This window comes from Mycolicibacterium rutilum, assembly GCF_900108565.1.
GTDB classification, from domain to species: domain Bacteria; phylum Actinomycetota; class Actinomycetes; order Mycobacteriales; family Mycobacteriaceae; genus Mycobacterium; species Mycobacterium rutilum.
Genome location: NZ_LT629971.1, coordinates 3,928,665 through 3,948,050, shown reverse-complemented (window position 1 = coordinate 3,948,050; position 19,386 = coordinate 3,928,665). Strand labels below are relative to the sequence as shown.

Below are 19,386 nucleotides of genomic sequence, written 5' to 3'. Positions count from 1 at the left end.
CATATCGCGCGAGAAGAACCGTCAAGAAGCGTGCGCTCGGCGCGAGAAGCCTCACCGCAAGGCGGCGAGGTTCGACACCGACTTGCGCACGTCGGACTCGATGACCTTGGCGACGAGATTGCCCACCCGGGTGTTCAACAGGCCGCCGGACAGGTCGGCGACCACCTGGAACGTCGAACCGCCCTTGTCCTCGCGCACACACAGCGTCAGCGCGATGCGGATTCCGGGCCGGCCGCGGCCGACCATCTCGATGACCTTGGGCTCGTCGTAGCGGGTGACATGCCAGTGGATCGTGTTCCGAAATCCCTTGACCTTGATCAGCGACGACACGCAGGTGCCGACCTCGATGACGGCGGGCACCTCGCTGCGCCACCCGCCGAAGATCGTCAGCCACTCGTCGAAGCGCCCCAGATCGGACGCCAGCGCCCACGCCTCCTGCGGGCTCAGATCCGACGACACCGAAACATCCACTGCTGCCATGCCTTGTCCGTTACCCGGCAAAGCGGGGCAGGTAAACGGCGTTTCCGCCGTTCAGGGTCGCCCACAGCTGAGAAACTGACACAGACGCCCGAGATCGCAGCAGCCGACTGGCGCAGTTGGCGAGTGTGAGCGCGCCCATAGAAAGCGTGTTTCCCGTGCCGAACAGGGCAAAGCACGAAGGAATCCATTGTGGATTTGTAAATTCGTTGCGGAATCGCTTGCGAAGGTCCGTCCGATCCGCGATTGTTTATCCACAGCTCGGGGGGCTGTTGGAGGAGGATCCGCACTGACCGGTTCACGTATCACCGCCGTCGACCAATCGTCGGGACACGACGGGGCGACCCGCCCCAAGGGTTCGCCCGTCATCGAGATCGACCACGTCACCAAACGCTTCGGCGATTACGTCGCCGTCGCCGACGCCGACTTCTCGATCGCGTCCGGGGAGTTCTTCTCGATGCTCGGCCCGTCCGGCTGCGGTAAGACCACCACGCTGCGCATGATCGCCGGGTTCGAGAGCCCGACCGACGGCGCCATCCGGCTCGAAGGGGCCGACGTGTCGCGGGTGCCGCCGCACAAGCGCAACGTCAACACCGTCTTCCAGCACTACGCGCTGTTCCCGCACATGTCGGTCTGGGACAACGTCGCCTACGGGCCGCGCAGCAAGAAACTCGACAAAACGGAGGTGAAAAAGCGCGTCGATGAGTTGCTCGAGATCGTGCGGCTCACCGATTTCGCCGAACGCCGGCCCGGCCAGCTCTCGGGTGGGCAGCAGCAGCGGGTCGCGCTGGCGCGGGCGCTGGTGAACTACCCGAGCGCGTTGCTGCTCGACGAACCCCTCGGCGCTCTGGACCTCAAACTGCGTCACGCGATGCAGTTCGAACTCAAGCGGATCCAGCGCGAGGTCGGGATCACGTTCATCTACGTGACCCACGACCAGGAGGAAGCGTTGACGATGAGTGACCGCATCGCGGTCATGAACGCCGGCAACGTGGACCAGATCGGCACGCCCACCGAGATCTACGACCGGCCGTCGACGGTCTTCGTCGCCAGCTTCATCGGGCAGGCGAATCTGTGGTCAGGGACGCAGACCGGCCGCGCCAACCGCGACTTCGTCGAGGTGGAGGTGTTGGGCACCACGCTCAAGGCCCGGCCCGGAGACACGACGATCGAGCCCGGCGGGCACGCCACGCTGATGGTGCGACCCGAACGGGTCCGGGTGTCGACCGACGCCCCGGCCGGCGATGTCGCCACCGTCCGCGCAACGGTCACCGACCTGACGTTCCAGGGGCCGGTGGTGCGCTTGTCGCTGGCGGCGCCGGACGACTCGCCCATCGTCGCCCACGTCGGACCCGAACAGCAGCTGCCGCTGCTGCGCCCGGGCGATCAGGTGCACGTGTGCTGGGCGCCTGAGGCGTCGCTGGTGCTGCCCGCCGCCGACATCCCGACGACCGAGGATCTCGAGGAGATGCTCGACGATTCGTAACCGCCGACTGCTACTCCCCCACCCCTCGACGAAAGGCTCAGACGCCATGTCCCAGTTGGATCCCCGCCTCGCCCGCTTCGCCGCCAACCGCACCTCGCGCCGCCGCTTCCTCGGTGGTGGCGCGGCGGCCGCCGCCGCGCTGGCGCTCGGACCGACCATCCTGACCGCCTGCGGCTCCGACAGCGGCACCTCCGGCAGCACCACCGAGGAAGGTGGCCCCGCCAGCGGCACGCTGCGCATCTCGAACTGGCCGCTGTACATGGCCGACGGTTTCATCGCGGGATTCCAGCAGGCGTCCGGGATCACCGTCGACTACAAGGAAGACTTCAACGACAACGAGGAATGGTTCGCCAAGGCCAAGGAACCGCTGTCGCGTAAGCAGGACATCGGCGCCGACCTGGTGGTGCCCACCTCGTTCATGGCCACGCAGATCCATAACTTGGGCTGGGTCAACGACTTCAGCGCCGACGGCATCCCGAACAAGAAGAACCTGCGCAAGGACATGCTCGACGCGCAGATGGACCCGGGCCGCAAGTGGAGCGCGCCGTACATGACCGGCATGGTCGGGCTGGCCTACAACCGCGCCGCCACCGGCCGCGAGATCACCCGCATCGAGGACCTGTGGGATCCGGCGTTCAAGGGCCGGGTCAGCCTGTTCACCGATTTCCAGGACGGGCTCGGCATGATCATGCAGTCGCAGGGCGGTGATCCGTCGGCGCCGAGCACCGAGTCGGTGCAGAAGGCCGTGGACCTGGTTCGCGAGCAGAACGACAAGGGCCAGATCCGCCGGTTCACCGGCAACGACTACGCCGACGACCTGGCCGCCGGCAATGTCGTTATCGCCCAGGCATATTCGGGCGACGTCGTGCAGCTGCAGGCCGACAATCCCGACCTGCAGTTCGTGGTGCCCGACTCGGGCGGCACCGACTTCCTCGACACCATGGTCATCCCGTACACCAGCCAGAACCAGAAGGCGGCCGAGGCCTACATCGACTACGTCTACGACAAGGCCAATTACGCGAAGCTGGTCGCGTTCACCCAGTTCGTGCCCGTGCTGGCCGACATGACCGAGGAGCTCAACAAGATCGACCCGAACCTGGCAAGCAACGCGTTGATCAACCCGCCGCAGGAAACCCTGGACCGGGTGAAGGCGTGGGCGCCCCTGCAGGACGAGCAGAAGCAGCAGTACGCCACCCTGTACGCCGCAGTCACCGGCGGTTGATGCATGGCAGGAGTTGCCAGCAGCGGCCGCCAGCGCAGCAGGATCGCCCCCTACCTGATGATCCTGCCCGCGATGGTGTATCTCGCGATCTTCTTCGTCGTGCCGTTCTTCTCTCTGGCGCGCACGTCGTTGTCGTCGGCGAGCGGGTCGATCTTTCTTCCGACGCTGACGTTCTCGTGGGACTTCAGTAACTACACCGAGGCGTTCGGCAAGTACCAGGACCAGATCCTGCGGTCGTTCGGTTACGCGATCACCGCGACGGTGCTGTGTGTGCTGCTGTCGTTTCCGCTGGCGTATGTGATCGCGTTCAAGGCGGGCCGGTTCAAGAATTTGATCCTCGGCTTGGTGATCCTGCCGTTCTTCGTCACGTTCCTGATCCGCACCATCGCGTGGAAAACCATTCTCGCCGACGACGGTTGGGTGGTCAGCGCGCTCGACTCGCTCGGGTTGCTCAGCGACGGGCGGCTGCTGTCGACGAGTTGGGCGGTGATCGGCGGGCTGACCTACAACTGGATCATCTTCATGATCCTGCCGCTGTATGTGAGCTTGGAGAAGATCGACCCGCGGTTGATCGAGGCGTCCAAGGACCTGTACTCGTCGAACACCCGCAGTTTCACCAAAGTGATTCTGCCGCTGTCGATGCCGGGTCTGCTGGCGGGCAGCCTGCTGGTGTTCATCCCGGCCGCGGGTGACTTCATCAACGCCGAGTATCTCGGCAGCACACAGACCACGATGATCGGCAACGTGATCCAACAGCAGTTCCTGGTGGTCAAGGACTACCCGGCCGCGGCGGCGTTGAGCATGGTGCTGATGGCGATCATTCTCGCCGGGGTGCTGCTCTACACCCGGGCGCTGGGCACGGAGGACCTCGTATGACCCTTCAGGCGATGGCCGACGTCACCTCCGACGCGCCGGCCAAGAAAGTGAAGGGCTCGCCGAGGTGGGGCGACGTCCTGCTGCGCATTGTCGCGGGCCTGGTGCTGCTCTACCTGTTCCTGCCGATCTTCGTGATCGTGCTGTTCTCGTTCAACAAGCCCAAGGGCAAGTTCAACTACAGCTGGCAGGGCTTCACCCTCGACAACTGGGCCGACCCGTTCAAGTATCCGGCGCTGACCGAGGCGTTGAAGCTGAGCATCAACGTCGCGGCGGTGTCCACCGCGGTCGCGCTGGTGCTGGGCTCGCTGGTGGCCATAGCCCTTGTGCGGCAACGGTGGCGGGGCCAGCGAGCGGTCGACACCTTCCTCATCCTGCCGCTGACCGCGCCCGAGGTTGTGATGGGTGCCGCGCTGCTGGTGCTCTTCCTGGACCTGGGGTGGGCGACCGGCTACACCACGATCGTGTTGGCGCACATCGCCTTCGAGGTGAGCTTCATCGCGATGACGGTCCGCGCGCGGGTCCGCGGGTTCGACTGGACACTCGAGGATGCGTCGATGGATCTGGGCGCGAGCCCGACCCGCACGTTCTTCAGGGTGACGTTGCCGCTGATCGTGCCCGGCATCGTCGCAGCGGGCATGCTGTCGTTCGCGTTGTCCCTCGACGACTTCATCATCACGTACTTCGTGAGCGGGTCGACGGTCACTTACCCGCTGTTCGTCAACGCGGCGGTCAAGGCGGCGGTGCCGCCGCAGATCAACGTGCTCGCGACCGCGATCCTGGTGATCAGCCTGATCCTGTTGGCGCTCGGAACGCTGTACCGGCGCAAGCGGATCGACACCTAGCCCAGGGTCACCCGCACCTCGACGCGGCCCTGCGCGTCACGGTGGGCGACGGCGTGGCCGCTGCGGTCACGGCCGTCGAGGCCGAGCAGCGTGATGGGCCCGCCCTCGTCGAGGAAGTTGCGCCACCACACCTTCTTGTCGGGCGCCACCACGCCGATGACGACGTCGTCTCCGTCGCGCCGGTATCCGACCGGGGTCTCGATCGTCTTGCCCGAACGTCGCCCGACGTAGCGGATCTTGATCATCGCCTTGCGGACGAACCCACCGGCTACGGGCGCGTCGATCAGGCCGACGACGAGCTTGTTGACCACCCCGACGAGGGGTGAGCCGAAGATTCCGCGTTCCATGCGCCCAATCTATCGTCGGCGGCGCGTGCTTCGCCGAGATCGACGTCAGGGTCGTGAATCCGGGCAGATCACAGCCCTGGCGTCGAAATCGGCGCAAAAAGAGCGCGGCAGCGACCCGTCAGGTCCCCACCTCGGCGGGCACCACCGGCGGGGTGCGCGCGCCCGCGCGGGCAGCACCCATTCCCGCGGCGACGACGAGGCACATGCCGATCACCCCGGTCGGTCCGGGCACCTGGGTCAGCACGATCAGCCCGATCAGCATCGCGAAACCGGGTTCGAGCGCCATCAGCGTGCCGAACGCAGCGGTGGTCAACTTCCGCAGGGCGATCAGTTCGAGGACGAACGGCACCACCGGCAGCAGGATCGCCAGGCCGATGCCGATCAGCAGCACCTCCGGGGTCAGCCGCGGCAGCACAAGATGTCCGACGGTCAGGGTCGCGACCAGGCCCGCGACGGGCATCGACACCGCGAGCGCGTTGATGCCGGCCACCTGGTCGCCGACCCGCTGCGTCAGCAGGATGTAGAGCGCCCAGCACAGCCCCGACGCCAGCGCGTACAACACGCCGACGGGGTCCACCGCGCCGGTCCACGGTTCGGTGAGCAGCAGCACGCCCAGCGCGGCGAGGCCCGGCCACAGCAGTCGGCCGCGACCGGTGCCGTGAGTCACCGCCACCGCCAACGGGCCGAGGAACTCGACAGCGCTCGCCGTGCCCAACGGGATGCGGGCCAGCGCCGCCATGAACAGCAGCGTGATTCCGGCGGTCACCACGCCGAGCACGACACACATCCGAAAAGTGGCCCAGGTGAACGCCGTTGGCCGGGGCCGGACGATGACGAGCATCAGCACACCGGCCCAGACCAGCCGCAGCCAGGCCGCGCCCTCCACTCCCACCCGGTCGATCAGGGTGACCGCGATCGCGGCGCCGGTCTGCACGCACAGCATCGCGGCGATCGCCATCACCGCACCCGTGCGCGCCTGACCCAGCATGTCTGCATTGAACGGGATCGTCACCGTTCGCGTCCACGTGATTTCCGCGGACATACCGTTCACGATTGCTGAACGGTTTCCAAAGGGCCGACCGGGGTCCAACACCAAGGCTCAGCCGGTGGCAGGCTGAGTATCTGCCCGGCACAGCAGCTTTCAACGCACGAGTCGGGGCATCCTGCCCACGTTCGCCGAGCGCTTCCGCTGCGTGATCCTCGAGTTTCCCCGGATTAGGGGTCAGCGACGACGTCGATGGTCATCCGATGATCACCGCGCAGAGCGCGGTCTTACCGTTCCTGGATGCGTTGGGAATAGACCGCATCGCCATCATCGGCAACTCGATGGGCGGCGGCGGGGTCAACTTCGCGATTCACCATCCCGACCGCATCGGCCGGTGGGTCACCATCGGCGGCATCGGCATGAATATCTTCAGTCCCGGCCCCAGCGAAGGCATTTTCCTCCTGCAGGAATTCATGGAGGACCCGACGCAGCAGCGGTTGGTCGACTGGCTCAACTCGATGGTCTACGAGCAGTCGCTGGTCACCGGACAGCTGATCGAGGAACGCTGGCAGCTGGCAACAGATCCGGAGACTCTGGCGGCAGCGCGGCGCATGTACGGCAGGGCGGCATTCGCGCAGATGTTGGCGTTCATGCGTAGCAGCGATGCGCCGCTCCCGTGGGCGCAGATGCATAAGGTCGCCGCACCCACCCTGTTGACGTGGGGACGTTACGACCGGGTCAGCCCGTTGGACATGGCGTTGATCCCGATGCGCTCGGCCGAACTGCATGTGTTCCCCAACTGCGGGCACTGGGCGATGATCGAAGCCAAGGAGGCGTTGGAAAGCGTTGTCCTGGCGTTTCTCACACGCACGTAGGACGGCGCGGGCAACGAACTCGAATCGGCCCCCTGCGAGGCGCGCCGTGCGGTAGACCATCAAGTGCAGGCACACAGTCGTGCGCACGCACACAGTGAGGACACCAGCATGAGCGAGCGCGTACTCGACCGGGTGATGGAACTGGCCGACCAGTTCAGGGAGCAAGCAGAAGAGGCCGAGAAGATCGGACGGTTGACCGACGCCACGGTCAAGTCGATGAAGGCCGCAGGCTCGATCCGCCTGCTGCAGCCCAAGAAGCACGGCGGCTACGAGGTGCACCCGCGCGAGTTCGCCGAAACCGTGATGGCCACCGCGGCGCTGGATCCCGCGGCGGGCTGGATCAACGGCGTGGTCGGGGTGCACCCGTATCAGCTCGCCTACGCCGATCCGCGCGTCGGCGACGAAGTCTGGGCCGACGACATCGACACCTGGATGGCATCGCCGTACGCGCCGCAGGGCGTGGCCAGGCCGCTCGACGGCGGCTACATCTTCAACGGACGCTGGCAGTTCAGCTCCGGCACCGACGCATGCGCCTGGATCATCCTCGGCGCCATGCTCGGAGACGCCGACGGCAAACCGCTGATGCCCCCGCAGATGCTGCACATGATCCTGCCGCGACCCGACTACCAGATCGTCGAGGACTCCTGGAACGTGGTGGGCCTGCGCGGCACGGGCTCCAAGGATGTCATCGTCAAAGACGCCTTCGTGCCGGAGTACCGGACGATGGACGCGATGAAGGTGATGGACGGCACCGCGCAGCGCGAAGCCGGCATGACCGAACCGCTGTACCTGATGCCGTGGTCGACGATGTTCCCGCTCGGGATCTCGGCCGCCACGATCGGGATCGCCGAGGGCGCGTTGGCCGCGCACCTGGACTATCAGTGCGAGCGGGTGAACTCCAGCGGGGTCGCGATCAAGGACGACCCGTATGTCATGTACGCCGTCGGCGAGGCGGCCGCCGACATCAACGCCGCCCGCCAGGAACTGCTGGCCAACGCCGACCGCATCTACGACATGGTGGCCGCGGGCAAGGAGGTCAGCTTCGAGGACCGGGCCGCCGGGCGCCGCACCCAGATCCGGGCGGTGTGGCGCGCCGTGTCGGCCGTCGACGAGATCTTCGCCCGCTCGGGCGGCAACGCCGCGCGGATGGACAAACCGTTGCAGCGGTACTGGCGTGACGTGCACGTAGGCCAGCTGCACGCAATCCACGTGCCGGGCACGGTGTTTCACGCCTCGGCACTGAGCTCGCTGGGCGTGGATCCGCAGGGTCCGCTGCGAGCGATGATCTAGAGGGACGCAATGGGCGACCTGAAAAGCCTCGGCTACGTCAAGGTCCAGGCCACCGACATCGACCGCTGGCGCCACTTCGCGTTCAAGGTGCTCGGCTTCGCCGAGGGCTCAGGCCCCGAGAGCGACGCACTGTACCTGCGCATGGACGAACGCGCGGCCCGCATCATCGTGGTCCCCGGCGATGTCGACAAGATCGTCACCGTCGGGTGGGAAGTCCGCGACCACGCGGCCCTGACACGGGTCAAGGCCGCCCTCGACGGTGCAGGAATACCGGTCAAGGACCTGTCCCTCGCCGAGGCCGACGCCCGCCGCGTCGAAGAGGTGATCGCGTTCGACGATCCCGCGGGCACCTCCACCGAGGTGTTCCACGGCGCGGTGCTCGACCACAGCCCGGTGGTGACGCCGTTTGGCGCCCGGTTCGTCACCGGCGCGCAGGGACTCGGCCACGTCGTGTTGCCGGCCCTCGACGTGCCCGGCCTGTTCCAGTTCTACACCGAGGTACTGGGTTTCAAGTCGCGCGGAGCGTTTCGGGTGCCGACGCCGCCGGAGTTCGGGCCGCTGCGCGTGCGGTTCCTGGGGCTCAACGAGCGCCACCACAGCCTGGCGATCTGTCCGGCGATGACGTTGCGCGACCCCGGCCTGATCCACCTGATGGTGGAGGTCGACAGCCTCGACGCGGTCGGGCAGGCGCTCGACCGGGTGAACAAGGACGGCTTCCAGCTGTCCTCCACGCTGGGCAGGCACACCAACGACAAGATGGTGTCGTTCTACGTGCGCGCGCCCGGCGACTGGGACATCGAGTTCGGCACCGACGGGATACGGGTCGACGAGACCTATTACACCGCAGAGGAAATCACCGCCGACAGCTACTGGGGCCATGAGTGGGTGTCCGACCTTCCGGCGGCGATGCGCCCGTGAGCGGCTACGCGGTGTCGTCGACGATCCGCGTTCAGCCGGCAGCCGCTGCCCGGAACACGACCACCAGCGTCTTGCCGAACGCCAAAATCTGGCGCGAGTTCCCGTCCCCGACATCTTTGACCAGCCCGAGGCAGTGCCAACCCCTGGCGAACCCCGACAGCGCCGCCTCGGCCTCGATCTGGCGGACCTCGACATCGATGCCCATCGCCATGTTGTAACCGTTTTCGACGACCGCTTCGGCGATTGTCCCGATCATCAGGCGGTGAGCCGCGCTACCTGATGGTGTAGCCGCCGTCGATGAGCAGGTCGGCGCCGTTGACCATCGCCGACGCATCGGAGGCCAGATACACTGCGGCGGCGGCGATCTCGTCCGGATAGGCGAACCGGCCCGTGGGGATCTGCTTCTTCAACGCGTCGCCGTGCGGCCCTTCCCACGCCTTGCGGCCCAGGTCGGTCAGCACCACCGTCGGCGATATCGTGTTGGCCCGCACGCCGCGTGGTCCCCACTCGGAGGCCAGCACCTTGGTCACCCCCACGACGCCGGATTTCGACGCGCAGTAGGCCACGTGCTGATCGAGCGCGACGCTGGCCGCCTGCGACGCCATGTTGACGATGACCCCGCCGCCCGATTCGAGCATCGACGTCCCGACCGCCTGGCACATCAGGAACGTGCCCTTGAGATTGACGTCGATGGTCGCGTCCCACGCCTTGACCGACAGCTCCGCGGCCGGGGCGAGCAGCGCGACACCGGCGCTGTTGACCAGAATGTCGATCCGCCCGAACTCTGCGAGCACCGCGTCGACGGCGCCGCGCACCGAATCGGGATCGGCTACGTCGCAACGGAATCCGCGACTCTCGGTCGGCAGCGCCGCGGCCGCGTCGACCGCGCCCTGCTCATCGAGGTCGACGACCGCGACCCGGGCACCCTTGCGCGCGAAGGCGGCGGCGATGGCCGCCCCGATGCCGGCGGCTCCGCCGGTCACCAGGGCGGCCTTGCCGTCAAGACGGAAGTCGAAGTCGACTGGGTTGTCTGACATGTCTCAGGGCTGCGTCTGGCCGGGGATGCCCTCGTAGGCGATGTCGCCGGTCTCGAGGTTCTTCTTGGTCAGATCGCTGAGGCCGTCGAGGAACTGCTGCCGTTCGGTCACCACGTGCTGGATCGCGACGTCGACGTTGTCCTTGGTGATGGCGGGCATGATGTACACCGGCTTGGTGTTGACCTGCTCCCCCTTGGCGAGCGCGTTGGCGACGGCGAGACCGGCCGACAGTTCGACCGTGCCGTTCTGCAGCGAGGTGCCGATGAACTCACCGCTCTTGACGGCGTTGAGACCGTCCTCGATGCCGTCGATCCCGACGACCGGGACACCGGTACGGCCCGACTCCTTGAGGGCCTGCAGCGCACCGAGACCCATGTCGTCGTTCTGCGCGACGACCCCGTCGATCTGCGGTCCGAAGCCCGAGATCCAGTTCTTCATCTTGTTGACGGCCTCGTCGCGCTTCCAGTTCGCGGTGTCCTTGGCCAGCACCTTGATGTCGGGGTACTTCGCCAGCGTCTGCTCGATGCCCTTGCTGCGGTCGAGTTCACCGGACTGGCCGAGCGGACCCTGCAGCACGACGATGTTGCCGCGACCGCCCAGGCGGTCGGCCATCATCTGCATCTCCTGCGCACCGGCGGCCACGTCGTCGGGCTGGACACTGGCCGCCACGTCCGGGCTGTCGAGCGCGGCGTTGACGGGAACGAGCGGAATTCCCTTGGCCTTGGCGGCCGATACCTGCGGCGCGAGCGAATCCGCCTGGACCGGGACCACGATGATCGCGTCGACACCCTGGTTGATGTACGAGTCGACCTGGCTGGCCTGCGTGGACACGTCGAGATTGGCCGAGTTCCAGACCAATTCGATGTTGTTGTCCTTCGCGTAGGCCTCCATGCCCTCCTTGCCCGCGGTGATGAACGAGCTCATGTCGTACACCGACACGCCGATGCGGGTGGTGTCGCTGTTGGCCTCGGTGTCGCCGGCACCGCATGCCGTCATGCCGAAGCCCAGTGCGGCCGCGGAGGCGACCGCGAACATCTTCGTACCCAGTCTCATGTGTCTTCTTTCTCGTTGAGTGTTGGTGAACTTCTAAAAACCGTGCATGGCGGGGGTCAAGTTCGGCGCCTCGACGACCACACGTCGACGGCGACGGCGGAGACGATCAGCACACCCTTGATGACGTCCTGCCAGTAGGCGGGCACCACCAGGATGTCGAGTCCGTTGTTGAGTGTCTGAATCATCAGCAGGCCCAACGCGGTTCCCCACACCGAGCCGCGACCGCCCATCAGGCTGGCCCCGCCGATCACCACCGCGGCGATGGCGTCGAGCTCGTAACCCTGACCCAGGTTGGGCGGCCCGGAGATGACCCGCGACGCGAGCATCACCCCCGACAGCCCGGCCAGCAGCCCGGAGAACGCGTAGACGCTGAACAGCACGTTCTTGGCGTTGATTCCGGCGATCTCGGCGGCGTGCCGATTACCGCCGACCGCGTAGACGCGCAGGCCGTAGGTGGTGCGTTTCATGATGACGGCCAACGCGATGATCGCGACGATCATCAGCAGCACCGGGATCTGCAGCCCGAGGATCTTGGTGTTGGCGATCGCCCCGAACTCGGCGGGCAGCCCGTTGATGGGTGCTCCGCCGCCGATCACATAGGCCATGCCCGAGCCCGCGGTCAGCGTGCCCAGCGTCGCGATGAACGGCGGCACGTTGAGCCGTGACACCAGCACGCCGTTGATGCATCCCACGAACAGCCCGACGAACATGGCGACCAGCACGGTCATCCACACCTGGCCGGGATTGGCCTTGGCGGTCGCGGCACCGGCCATCGCCGACACCGCGATCACGCTGCCGACCGACAGGTCGATGCCGCCGGTGAGGATCACCAGGGTCTGGCCGAGCGCGATCAACGCGAACGGGGCGGCCGCCACCAGGATCGTGACGAGGTTGTCCACCGTGCCGAATCGCGCGCTGCGGTAACTGAAATAGGCGATGACGAGCACCATCACCAGCACCATCGCGTAACGCAGCGCCATGCCCGCGAACCATTCGCGGGAGAACAGCCGCACCGGCTCGCCGGTGGCCGGTGAGGCCACGCTGGGCGTACGCGAAGACGCGGTGTCCTCGCCGTCGAGTTTGGTCGTCACGATGCGGCCTCCTGATCGGGTTCGGGTGACGGGGCCGGCGGTGCGGCGTCCAGCGCGGTGGCCAGCCGGAAGACCGATTCCTGCACGGCCGGGTGGTCGAGCGAGTCGCGGTCGAGTTCGCCGACCAGCATTCCGGCGCGCATGACGAAGGCGCGGTGCGACAACCCGACGACCTCGGGCATGTCCGAGGACGCCATCAGCACCGCCATCCCGTTGGCCGCGAGATCGGTGATGATGCGGTAGATCTCGCTGCGGGCGCCGACGTCGACGCCGCGGGTGGGTTCGTCGAGCAGCAGCACGTTGACGTTTTCGGTCAGCCAGCGCGCCAGCACCACTTTCTGCTGGTTGCCGCCCGAGAGTGTGCCGACTTCCTGGCCGAGCCCGCGGCTGCGCAGGCGCACCGACGACATCGCTTCCGAAACCGCTGCGCTGCGGGCCTTTCCGCGCAGCCAGCCGGCCAGTGAGAACGCTCCCATCCGCGGCAGGGTGGCGTTGTCGAGCACGCTCATCGACAGCACCGCGCCGGCGAGCTTGCGGTCCTCGGGCACCATCGCCATTCCCGCGACGATCGCCGCGGCGGGCTGGTTGCGTGCGACTGCGCGGCCGCGCACGGTCACGGTGCCCGCCGTCGTGCGGCGCGCCCCGAAGATCGCTTCGAGCAACTCGGTGCGGCCCGCGCCGACCAGCCCGGCGAGCCCGACGATCTCACCGGCCTTGACCGTGAACGACACCGGCCCGGAGGCGCCCTCGACCTGCAGACCGGACACCTCGAGCACGGGTTCGGTCCCGGGTTGCGGTCGCTGCGGGAACAGCGCATCGAGTTCACGGCCGATCATCGCGGTGACGATGTCGTCGTCGGAGACGTCCTCGATCGTCTTGTCCAGGATCAGCCCACCGTCACGCAACACCACCACACGGTCGGCGATCGCGCGGATCTCGGCCATCTTGTGCGTCGTGTAGACCATCGCCACACCGTGGTCACGCAGCCGGCGCACGATGCGGTAGAGGCCTTCGACCTCACGCTCGGAGATCGCCGACGTGGGCTCGTCGAGCATCAGCACCTTGGCGCCGGTGCGGGCAGCCTTCACGATCTCGACGATCTGGCGCAGGCCCACGGGCAGGCTGCCGATCCTCGCGGTCGGCGAGATCGCCACATCGAACACCGCGAGCGTCTCTTTGGCCTCCTCGATCATGGCGCGCCGGTTGAGGAACGGTCCACGGGTGAGTTCACGTCCGACGAACAGGTTTTCGTAGACGGTCAGGTCCTCGATCGAGGCCAGCTCCTGCGGCACGATCGCCACACCGTGTTTGACCGCATCGCGGGTGTTCCCGGCGGCGAGGTGCCGCCCGCCCACGGCGACGGTGCCGGAGTCGGCGCTGTACTGCCCGGAGATGATCTTCATCAGCGTCGACTTGCCGGCACCGTTTTCACCGGCCAGTGCCGTCACGGTGCCCGGCTCGAGCCGCAGATCCACTCCTTTGAGCACGGGCACACCCCCGAAACTCTTGGTGATGCCCGAGCATTCGAGCAACGGCGCAGCCATCGACGTCTCCATCTAGTTCGCGATCGGCTCTTCGTACTTCTCGATCGCCTCGACCTTCGCTGCCGACGGGCTCTGCGGATCGAACTCGTAACCCACCCATTCGCGGGCGAGCCGGCGCGCCAGTTCCAGGCCGATGACGCGCTGACCGAAGCACAGCACCTGGGCGTTGTTGGACAGCACCGACCGTTCCACCGAGAAGCTGTCGTGGGCGGTCACGGCGCGCACACCGGGCACCTTGTTGGCGCTGATCGCCACGCCGAGCCCGGTCCCGCAGACCAGCAGCGCCCGGTCCGCCTTGCCCTCGGCGACGATTCGGGCGGCCGCTACCGCCACGTGCGGATAGGCGGTGTTCTCGTCGGAGCCGACGCCGACGTCGGTGACGACCTCGACGCGCGGGTCGGCGCTCAGATCACCCTTGAGCGCCTCTTTGTATTCGTAGCCGGCGTCGTCGGAGCCGACGACGACCCGCAGGCGAGCCATCAGTTTTCTCCCTGCTTGACGGAGGTGAAGCAGTCCGCGACGGTTCGCACGCACATTGCCAGTGAGGTGGCACCCGCGTCCGGGGTTCCCACGCTGCGCTCCGCGAGCGGGCGCGCGCGGCCGACCTTCGGTCGCATGTCCGCCGTTGCGCGCGCAGCGTCGGCGGCCACATCCGCTGCCGCACGCCACGCCTCGATCCACGAATCACCGGCGGCGGCGCGGCGTTCCATCTCCTCGACGAACGGCAGCAGCGCGTCGAGCATGGTCTTGTCCCCCGGCGCCGCCCCACCGAGCTCGATCAGCGCGTTGTAGCCGTCGCGCAGTCCGGCGGCGACGGTCGCGAGGTCCGGTGTGCCCGTATCGCCGAGCCGGGACCCGAACGCGGTGAGCAGCGCGCCCCACAGCACGCCGGAAGTACCGCCCGCCTTGGCCGCCCACGCCTTGCCTGCCGCGGCCAGCACCGAGCCCTGCCCCGCTCCTGCCTCGGCGGCGCCGCCGGCGGCCTGTTGCGCCGCGGCCGATCCCTTCACCATGCCCCGGCCGTGATCACCGTCGCCCGCCACCGCGTCGATCCGCCCGAGTTCCTCCTCGGCCTCAGCCAGCATCGCCGCCATCGCGGTCAGCGCGCGGACCACGACCCGACCGCCGCTGCGTCCGTCGTCGTCGGCCTGCTCGGCGAGATCGGCTGCCTCCGAGGTGGTTTGGAGATCCTGCGCGCTGCGGACTTCACCGGCTGGGGCCGCGATGGCCGACGCGCCCTTGCGGTAGGCCGGGGTGTCCGCGGGTGCCGTCCAGTACCTTTCGAGCTCGTCGTCGAGCCACATCACCGTCAGCGAGCATCCCGCCATGTCGAGGCTGGTGACGAGTTCGCCGACCTCGGGTTCGACGATGGTGTAGCCCCGCTCGCGAAGCAGCCGTGATACCGCCCCCCACAGCACGAACAGTTCCTCGTACTTGGTGCGGCCGAGACCGTTGAGGATCACCGCTATCCGCCGTTCGGCAGCATCCGGCCGGTCCCCGAGGACGCCGTCGACCAGGGTGGCGGCCAGTTCCGCCGCGGTGGGCATCGGTTCCTCGGCCACGCCGGGTTCGCCGTGGATGCCGAGGCCGACACCCATCTGCGCCTTGGGCACCGTGAACAGCGGGTGGTCCGCGCCGGGCAGCGTGCAGCCGTCGAAGGCGACGCCGAGCGTGCGGGTCGCGGCGTTGGCCGCCTCGGCGACGCGGACCACACCGGCGAGGTCCAGTCCCTCCTCAGCGGCTGCGCTCGCGCACTTGAACACCGTGAAATCGCCTGCGATTCCGCGTCGTTTCGCTTCCTCACCGCGCGGTGCGCTCGCGACGTCGTCGGTGACCGCGAAGTAGTGCGCGTCGATGCCCTCGCTGCGCAACTGATCGACGGCCAGCCCGAAGTTCATCACGTCGCCTGCGTAGTTGCCGGTGGTGAGCAGGACCCCCGCGTCGGAGTGCGCGGCGCGCGCCACCGAGGCGGCTTCCTCCGCCGATGGCGAGGTGAAGATGTTGCCGACGACCGCTCCGTCGGCGAATCCCGGGCCGACGGTTCCGCAGAAGGCCGGATAGTGGCCGGAGCCTCCGCCGATCACCACGGCCACCTTGCCGGGCCGGGTCTTGTGGGCCCGCACCACACCGCCGGGCACGCCCACGACGTAGCGCGCATTGGCGTCGAGGAAGCCGACCAGCATGTCGTCGGTGAACTTGGCCGGGTCATTGCACAGCATGGTCATCGCAGCCGCTCCCCCGACTCCGCGTCGAACAGGTACACCCGCTCCGGCGGCGCCGTGACGGTGACCCGCTGCTCGGGCTCGTAGCGTTCGGCGGCCGGCGTCTGCACGATCACGCCCTCCTCGATTCCGGCGACCGTGCAGGTGGCCAACCCGAATTCGAGGAGATGCTCGAAGTAGGCGACAGTGGCGGCGATTCCGCTGCCTGCGGTCGTGAGCGCGCAGTCCTGCGGTCGGATACCGACCGTGACCGCAGTGCCGTCGGCGACACCGGTGACGGCGGTGTCCAGAGCGCCGGCATCGGCGCCGATCTCCACCCGTGCCCGGCCGTCGCGCACACGCACCACCCCGCGCAGCACGTTGATCTGCGGCTCACCGACGAACTGGGCGACGAACAGGTTGGCCGGATCGTCGAACACCTCGTCGGGGGTGCCGAACTGCTGCACCACGCCGGCGTCCATCACCGCGAGCCGGTCGGCCAGCGACAGCGCCTCCACCTGGTCGTGGGTGACGACGATGGTGGTGTAGCCGAATTCGCGCTGCAGGACCTTCAATTCGCGCCGGACCCGCTGACGCGCCGACGCGTCGAGGTGGGACAGCGGCTCGTCGAGCAGCAGCACCGGTGGGTTGCGCACCAGCGCCCGCGCCAGCGCGACCCGCTGCTTCTGGCCGCTGGACAGCCCGGCCGGGCGGAGCCCGAGCATGTCGTCCATCTCCAGCCGCCGACTGATCGAGGCCACCATCTGCTCGGCACCTTTGACCTTGCGGGCCTTCAACCCGTAGAGCAGGTTGTCGCGCACCGACATCGGCGGGTACAGCGCGTAGCTCTCGAAGCCCACGCCGACACCCCGTTTGGCGGCGGGCAGGCCCGACACCTCCCGGTCACCGATCCGGATGGAGCCGCTGGTGACCGTTTCGAGCCCGGCGATCATCCGCAGGGTGGTCGTCTTACCGCAACCCGAGGGGCCGAGCAGCGCGACCAGTTCGCCGGGCTCGATCGCGAGGTTGATGCCGTTGACCGCGGGCACGTCCTCGCGGCCGTGGTACACCTTGACGAGGTCGGTCAGCGTGAGGCTCTGGGCCGTCGACGCGTCGGCGGCCCGCCCGGCGCGAGACCGCGTCGTGGTCACACTCACTGTGCTGCCTCCAGTTCGGACGTGCGGCCGGACGCACCCAGCCGCGGGGTGTCGCCGTCACCCGCGGCGAACACGTGGATGTCGTTGTCGGCGATCGTCATCGACACCTCGTCACCCTCGCCGACACCGTGGCGCCCCGAGGTGAGCACGATCAGCTGGGTGCCGCCGATGGTGACGGTGAGTTCGATGTTTCGGCCGAGACGTTCGGCGAGCAGCACGCGGCCTCGGAGGTTGTCTGCCGTGGAGGTGACGTGCAGGTCGCACGGACGCAGACCGACACGCACCCGGTCGCCACGTTGCGCGGACACCCCGGCGGGCACCGCGACGTCGAACGTCCCGTCTCCGAGCCGGATTCGGCCGTCGTCGACGACACCGTCGAGCAGGTTGATCTCGGGCTGACCGAGCGCCTTGGCGACGAACGTGTCCGCCGGTTGGCGCCAGATCTCCTCCGGGGTGCCGATCTGCACCAGGCGGCCCTCGCGCATCACCGCGATCCGGTCGCCCAGTGCCAGCGCCTCCTGGTAGTCGTGGGTGACGTAGATCGTGGTGGTGTTGCTCATCGCGCCGAGCTGTTTGAGTTCGGCCCGCATCGAGGCGCGCAGCTTGGCGTCGAGGTGGCTCAGCGGTTCGTCGAGGAGGTAGATGTCGGCAGGCCGGACCAGCACGCGGCCCAGTGCCACGCGCTGGCGCTGGCCGTTGGACAGCTCGCGCGGAAGCCGCTGCTGGAGGTGGTTGATCCCCAGCGTGGACGTGACCTGGTCGATGCGCTCGGCGCGCTGCGCTTCGGTGTAGCGCCCGGTGCGCCCGGACTTCAGCGGGGACGCGAGGTTCTCGGCCACGGTCTTCTGCGGGTACAGCGCGTAACTCTCGAACGCCATCGCCACATTGCGGTGGTACGGCTCCACCCGGGTGACGTCGTTCCCGCCGATGTGGACCGCCCCGGAGTCGATGTCGACAAGACCCGCAACCGATTTCAGCGTGGTGGTCTTGCCCGCACCGCTGGGACCCAGGATGACGAAGAACTCGCCGTCGGCGATGTCGACCGAGATCCCGTCAACCGCTTTGGCTTTGCCGAACGACTTGTGCACGTCGGCTATCGAAACCGTAGCCATCAGGCTTTCACCGCCCCGAACGACAGGCCGCGCACCAGGTACCGCTGAATGGTCAGAGCCAGGATCAGCGGTGGCAGCGCGGCGATGATGGCGGCCGCGGCGGTCAGGTTGTAGTAGGCCTGGCCACCGCCGCCGAGGAATTTGGTGATCGCGACCGTCACCGTGCCGGCGTTGGTGTCGGCGAGGATGAGCGGGAACACGTAGTTGTTCCACGCGAAGATGAACGCCAGCAGCGCGGCGGCCGCGATGCCCGGACGCACGATCGGCAACGCCACCATCAGAAATGCGCGCCGGCGGGTGTAGCCGTCGAGCAGCGCGGCCTGCTCGAGGTCGTCGGGCAGGTCCTGGAAGTAGGACCGCAGGATCCACACCACCAGGGGCATGGTCACCAGCTGCAGAACCCAGATCATCCCGACCTTGGTGTCGAACAGCCCGATCTGGTTGTAGATGACGAACAGCGGCACGATCACCATCAGCTCCGGCGCGAACCGGAACGACAGCATGGTGAACATCAGGTCGTTGCTGCCCCGGTACTGCCAACGCCCGGCGGCGTAGGCCGCGGGGATGCCGATCACCAGCGACACGAGCACCGCGCCACCGCAGTTCAGCAGGCTGGTCAGCAGCGACGCCTTGAAGTCGACGCTCGTCATCTGCGTGCCCTTGTCGCTGAGCACCGTGGCGAAGTTCTCCCACGTCGGGCTGAACGCGAAGTACGTCGTGGTCTGCTCTTCGGCGTTCTTCAGTGCCAGCATCAGCATCCAGAAGATCGGGAACAGCGAGAACACGAACCAGAACACCAGCCCGACGTCGGCGGCCACCGATCCGATCGACCAGCGCTTCTGGCCCGGCAGCAATTCGGCTTTGTTGAACATG

Annotated in this window: 18 protein-coding genes and 2 pseudogenes; 7 read left to right on the top strand and 13 right to left on the bottom strand. The window is 67.5% G+C overall.

Annotated features, from left to right (window positions below; all coding sequences use genetic code 11):
• Positions 1-51: 51 nt before the first annotated feature.
• Positions 52-480 (bottom strand): type II toxin-antitoxin system Rv0910 family toxin, encoded by a 429-nt coding sequence (locus tag BLW81_RS19155; protein ID WP_083408536.1) that lies wholly within the window; start codon positions 478-480, stop codon positions 52-54.
• 301 nt (positions 481-781) lie between these two features.
• Here BLW81_RS19155 and BLW81_RS19150 point away from each other — a divergent pair, with 301 nt between their 5' ends.
• Genes BLW81_RS19150 through BLW81_RS19135 form a run of 4 tightly spaced genes read left to right on the top strand, consistent with a single transcriptional unit; the run spans position 782 to position 4,903 of the window.
• A complete protein-coding gene (locus tag BLW81_RS19150) occupies positions 782-1,963 on the top strand; it encodes an ABC transporter ATP-binding protein (RefSeq protein WP_322788835.1) in 1,182 nt (393 codons plus the stop codon).
• Positions 1,964-2,009: 46 nt separating this feature from the next.
• Positions 2,010-3,185, top strand: a complete 1,176-nt coding sequence (locus tag BLW81_RS19145; RefSeq protein ID WP_083408535.1) for a polyamine ABC transporter substrate-binding protein — start codon at positions 2,010-2,012, stop codon at positions 3,183-3,185.
• Positions 3,186-3,188: 3 nt separating this feature from the next.
• Positions 3,189-4,061 (top strand): ABC transporter permease, encoded by an 873-nt coding sequence (locus BLW81_RS19140; protein ID WP_083408534.1) that lies wholly within the window; start codon positions 3,189-3,191, stop codon positions 4,059-4,061.
• A complete protein-coding gene (locus BLW81_RS19135) occupies positions 4,058-4,903 on the top strand; it encodes an ABC transporter permease (protein ID WP_083408533.1) in 846 nt (281 codons plus the stop codon). The genes BLW81_RS19140 and BLW81_RS19135 overlap by 4 nt, the downstream gene beginning before the upstream one ends.
• Here the strand turns inward: BLW81_RS19135 and BLW81_RS19130 are convergent.
• Both BLW81_RS19130 and BLW81_RS19125 read right to left on the bottom strand, forming a co-directional pair.
• Positions 4,900-5,250 carry a PNPOx family protein gene (locus BLW81_RS19130; protein ID WP_083408532.1) on the bottom strand — a complete coding sequence of 117 codons (351 nt, stop codon included), beginning with the start codon at positions 5,248-5,250 and terminating at the stop codon, positions 4,900-4,902. The genes BLW81_RS19135 and BLW81_RS19130 overlap by 4 nt on opposite strands.
• A gap of 118 nt (positions 5,251-5,368) precedes the next feature.
• Positions 5,369-6,238, bottom strand: a complete 870-nt coding sequence (locus tag BLW81_RS19125; RefSeq protein WP_083410662.1) for an EamA family transporter — start codon at positions 6,236-6,238, stop codon at positions 5,369-5,371.
• Positions 6,239-6,395: 157 nt separating this feature from the next.
• Between BLW81_RS19125 and BLW81_RS19120 the strand changes: the two are divergent.
• The 3 genes and pseudogenes from BLW81_RS19120 to bphC all read left to right on the top strand — a co-directional run.
• A pseudogene (locus tag BLW81_RS19120) lies at positions 6,396-7,110 on the top strand (alpha/beta fold hydrolase); the annotation flags it as partial.
• A 108-nt stretch (positions 7,111-7,218) separates the two neighbouring features.
• Positions 7,219-8,400 carry an acyl-CoA dehydrogenase family protein gene (locus tag BLW81_RS19115; RefSeq protein ID WP_083410661.1) on the top strand — a complete coding sequence of 394 codons (1,182 nt, stop codon included), beginning with the start codon at positions 7,219-7,221 and terminating at the stop codon, positions 8,398-8,400.
• Positions 8,401-8,409: 9 nt separating this feature from the next.
• Positions 8,410-9,318, top strand: a complete 909-nt coding sequence (gene bphC / locus BLW81_RS19110; protein ID WP_083408531.1) for a biphenyl-2,3-diol 1,2-dioxygenase — start codon at positions 8,410-8,412, stop codon at positions 9,316-9,318.
• A 58-nt stretch (positions 9,319-9,376) separates the two neighbouring features.
• Here bphC and BLW81_RS19105 read toward each other — a convergent pair.
• The 10 genes and pseudogenes from BLW81_RS19105 to BLW81_RS19060 all read right to left on the bottom strand — a co-directional run.
• Positions 9,377-9,523, bottom strand: a pseudogene (locus BLW81_RS19105) (3-ketosteroid-9-alpha-hydroxylase); the annotation flags it as partial.
• 67 nt (positions 9,524-9,590) lie between these two features.
• Positions 9,591-10,355: an SDR family oxidoreductase gene (locus BLW81_RS19100; protein WP_083408529.1), complete on the bottom strand. Its 765-nt coding sequence runs from the start codon at positions 10,353-10,355 to the stop codon at positions 9,591-9,593.
• 3 nt (positions 10,356-10,358) lie between these two features.
• Positions 10,359-11,408 carry a sugar ABC transporter xylitol/D-threitol-binding protein ThpA gene (thpA, locus tag BLW81_RS19095; protein WP_083408528.1) on the bottom strand — a complete coding sequence of 350 codons (1,050 nt, stop codon included), beginning with the start codon at positions 11,406-11,408 and terminating at the stop codon, positions 10,359-10,361.
• A gap of 56 nt (positions 11,409-11,464) precedes the next feature.
• Complete coding sequence (locus BLW81_RS19090; RefSeq protein WP_407662352.1) at positions 11,465-12,388, bottom strand: ABC transporter permease; 924 nt, start codon at positions 12,386-12,388, stop codon at positions 11,465-11,467.
• A gap of 107 nt (positions 12,389-12,495) precedes the next feature.
• A complete protein-coding gene (locus BLW81_RS19085; protein WP_083410660.1) occupies positions 12,496-14,043 on the bottom strand; it encodes a sugar ABC transporter ATP-binding protein in 1,548 nt (515 codons plus the stop codon).
• Between the two features lie 12 nt (positions 14,044-14,055).
• Positions 14,056-14,523, bottom strand: a complete 468-nt coding sequence (locus BLW81_RS19080; protein WP_083408526.1) for a ribose-5-phosphate isomerase — start codon at positions 14,521-14,523, stop codon at positions 14,056-14,058.
• Positions 14,523-16,268, bottom strand: coding sequence for a D-erythrulose 4-kinase (derK, locus tag BLW81_RS19075; protein WP_083408525.1), 1,746 nt, complete (start codon positions 16,266-16,268; stop codon positions 14,523-14,525). Before derK ends, BLW81_RS19080 begins: the two co-directional genes overlap by 1 nt.
• Entirely contained in the window at positions 16,265-17,401 is a 1,137-nt protein-coding gene (locus tag BLW81_RS19070) for an ABC transporter ATP-binding protein (RefSeq protein ID WP_407662272.1), read from the bottom strand. The genes derK and BLW81_RS19070 overlap by 4 nt, the downstream gene beginning before the upstream one ends.
• The gene (locus tag BLW81_RS19065) at positions 17,398-18,513 is read right to left on the bottom strand and encodes an ABC transporter ATP-binding protein (protein WP_083408523.1); all 1,116 of its coding nucleotides are present in this window, start codon (positions 18,511-18,513) and stop codon (positions 17,398-17,400) included. Before BLW81_RS19065 ends, BLW81_RS19070 begins: the two co-directional genes overlap by 4 nt.
• A complete protein-coding gene (locus tag BLW81_RS19060; protein ID WP_083408522.1) occupies positions 18,513-19,385 on the bottom strand; it encodes a carbohydrate ABC transporter permease in 873 nt (290 codons plus the stop codon). The genes BLW81_RS19065 and BLW81_RS19060 overlap by 1 nt, the downstream gene beginning before the upstream one ends.
• Position 19,386 lies beyond the last annotated feature (1 nt).

Coding starts and splice junctions, on each gene's coding strand:
- BLW81_RS19115 (WP_083410661.1), top strand. CDS start 7,219: ATGAGCGAGCGCGTACTCGACCGGGTGATGGAACTGGCCGACCAGTTC.
- BLW81_RS19065 (WP_083408523.1), bottom strand. CDS start 18,513: ATGGCTACGGTTTCGATAGCCGACGTGCACAAGTCGTTCGGCAAAGCC.
- derK (WP_083408525.1), bottom strand. CDS start 16,268: ATGACCATGCTGTGCAATGACCCGGCCAAGTTCACCGACGACATGCTG.
- BLW81_RS19130 (WP_083408532.1), bottom strand. CDS start 5,250: ATGGAACGCGGAATCTTCGGCTCACCCCTCGTCGGGGTGGTCAACAAG.
- BLW81_RS19080 (WP_083408526.1), bottom strand. CDS start 14,523: ATGGCTCGCCTGCGGGTCGTCGTCGGCTCCGACGACGCCGGCTACGAA.
- bphC (WP_083408531.1), top strand. CDS start 8,410: ATGGGCGACCTGAAAAGCCTCGGCTACGTCAAGGTCCAGGCCACCGAC.
- BLW81_RS19100 (WP_083408529.1), bottom strand. CDS start 10,355: ATGTCAGACAACCCAGTCGACTTCGACTTCCGTCTTGACGGCAAGGCC.
- BLW81_RS19060 (WP_083408522.1), bottom strand. CDS start 19,385: ATGTTCAACAAAGCCGAATTGCTGCCGGGCCAGAAGCGCTGGTCGATC.
- BLW81_RS19085 (WP_083410660.1), bottom strand. CDS start 14,043: ATGGCTGCGCCGTTGCTCGAATGCTCGGGCATCACCAAGAGTTTCGGG.
- BLW81_RS19140 (WP_083408534.1), top strand. CDS start 3,189: ATGGCAGGAGTTGCCAGCAGCGGCCGCCAGCGCAGCAGGATCGCCCCC.
- BLW81_RS19135 (WP_083408533.1), top strand. CDS start 4,058: ATGACCCTTCAGGCGATGGCCGACGTCACCTCCGACGCGCCGGCCAAG.
- BLW81_RS19155 (WP_083408536.1), bottom strand. CDS start 480: ATGGCAGCAGTGGATGTTTCGGTGTCGTCGGATCTGAGCCCGCAGGAG.
- BLW81_RS19125 (WP_083410662.1), bottom strand. CDS start 6,238: ATGCTGGGTCAGGCGCGCACGGGTGCGGTGATGGCGATCGCCGCGATG.
- thpA (WP_083408528.1), bottom strand. CDS start 11,408: ATGAGACTGGGTACGAAGATGTTCGCGGTCGCCTCCGCGGCCGCACTG.
- BLW81_RS19090 (WP_407662352.1), bottom strand. CDS start 12,388: ATGGCGCTGCGTTACGCGATGGTGCTGGTGATGGTGCTCGTCATCGCC.
- BLW81_RS19145 (WP_083408535.1), top strand. CDS start 2,010: ATGTCCCAGTTGGATCCCCGCCTCGCCCGCTTCGCCGCCAACCGCACC.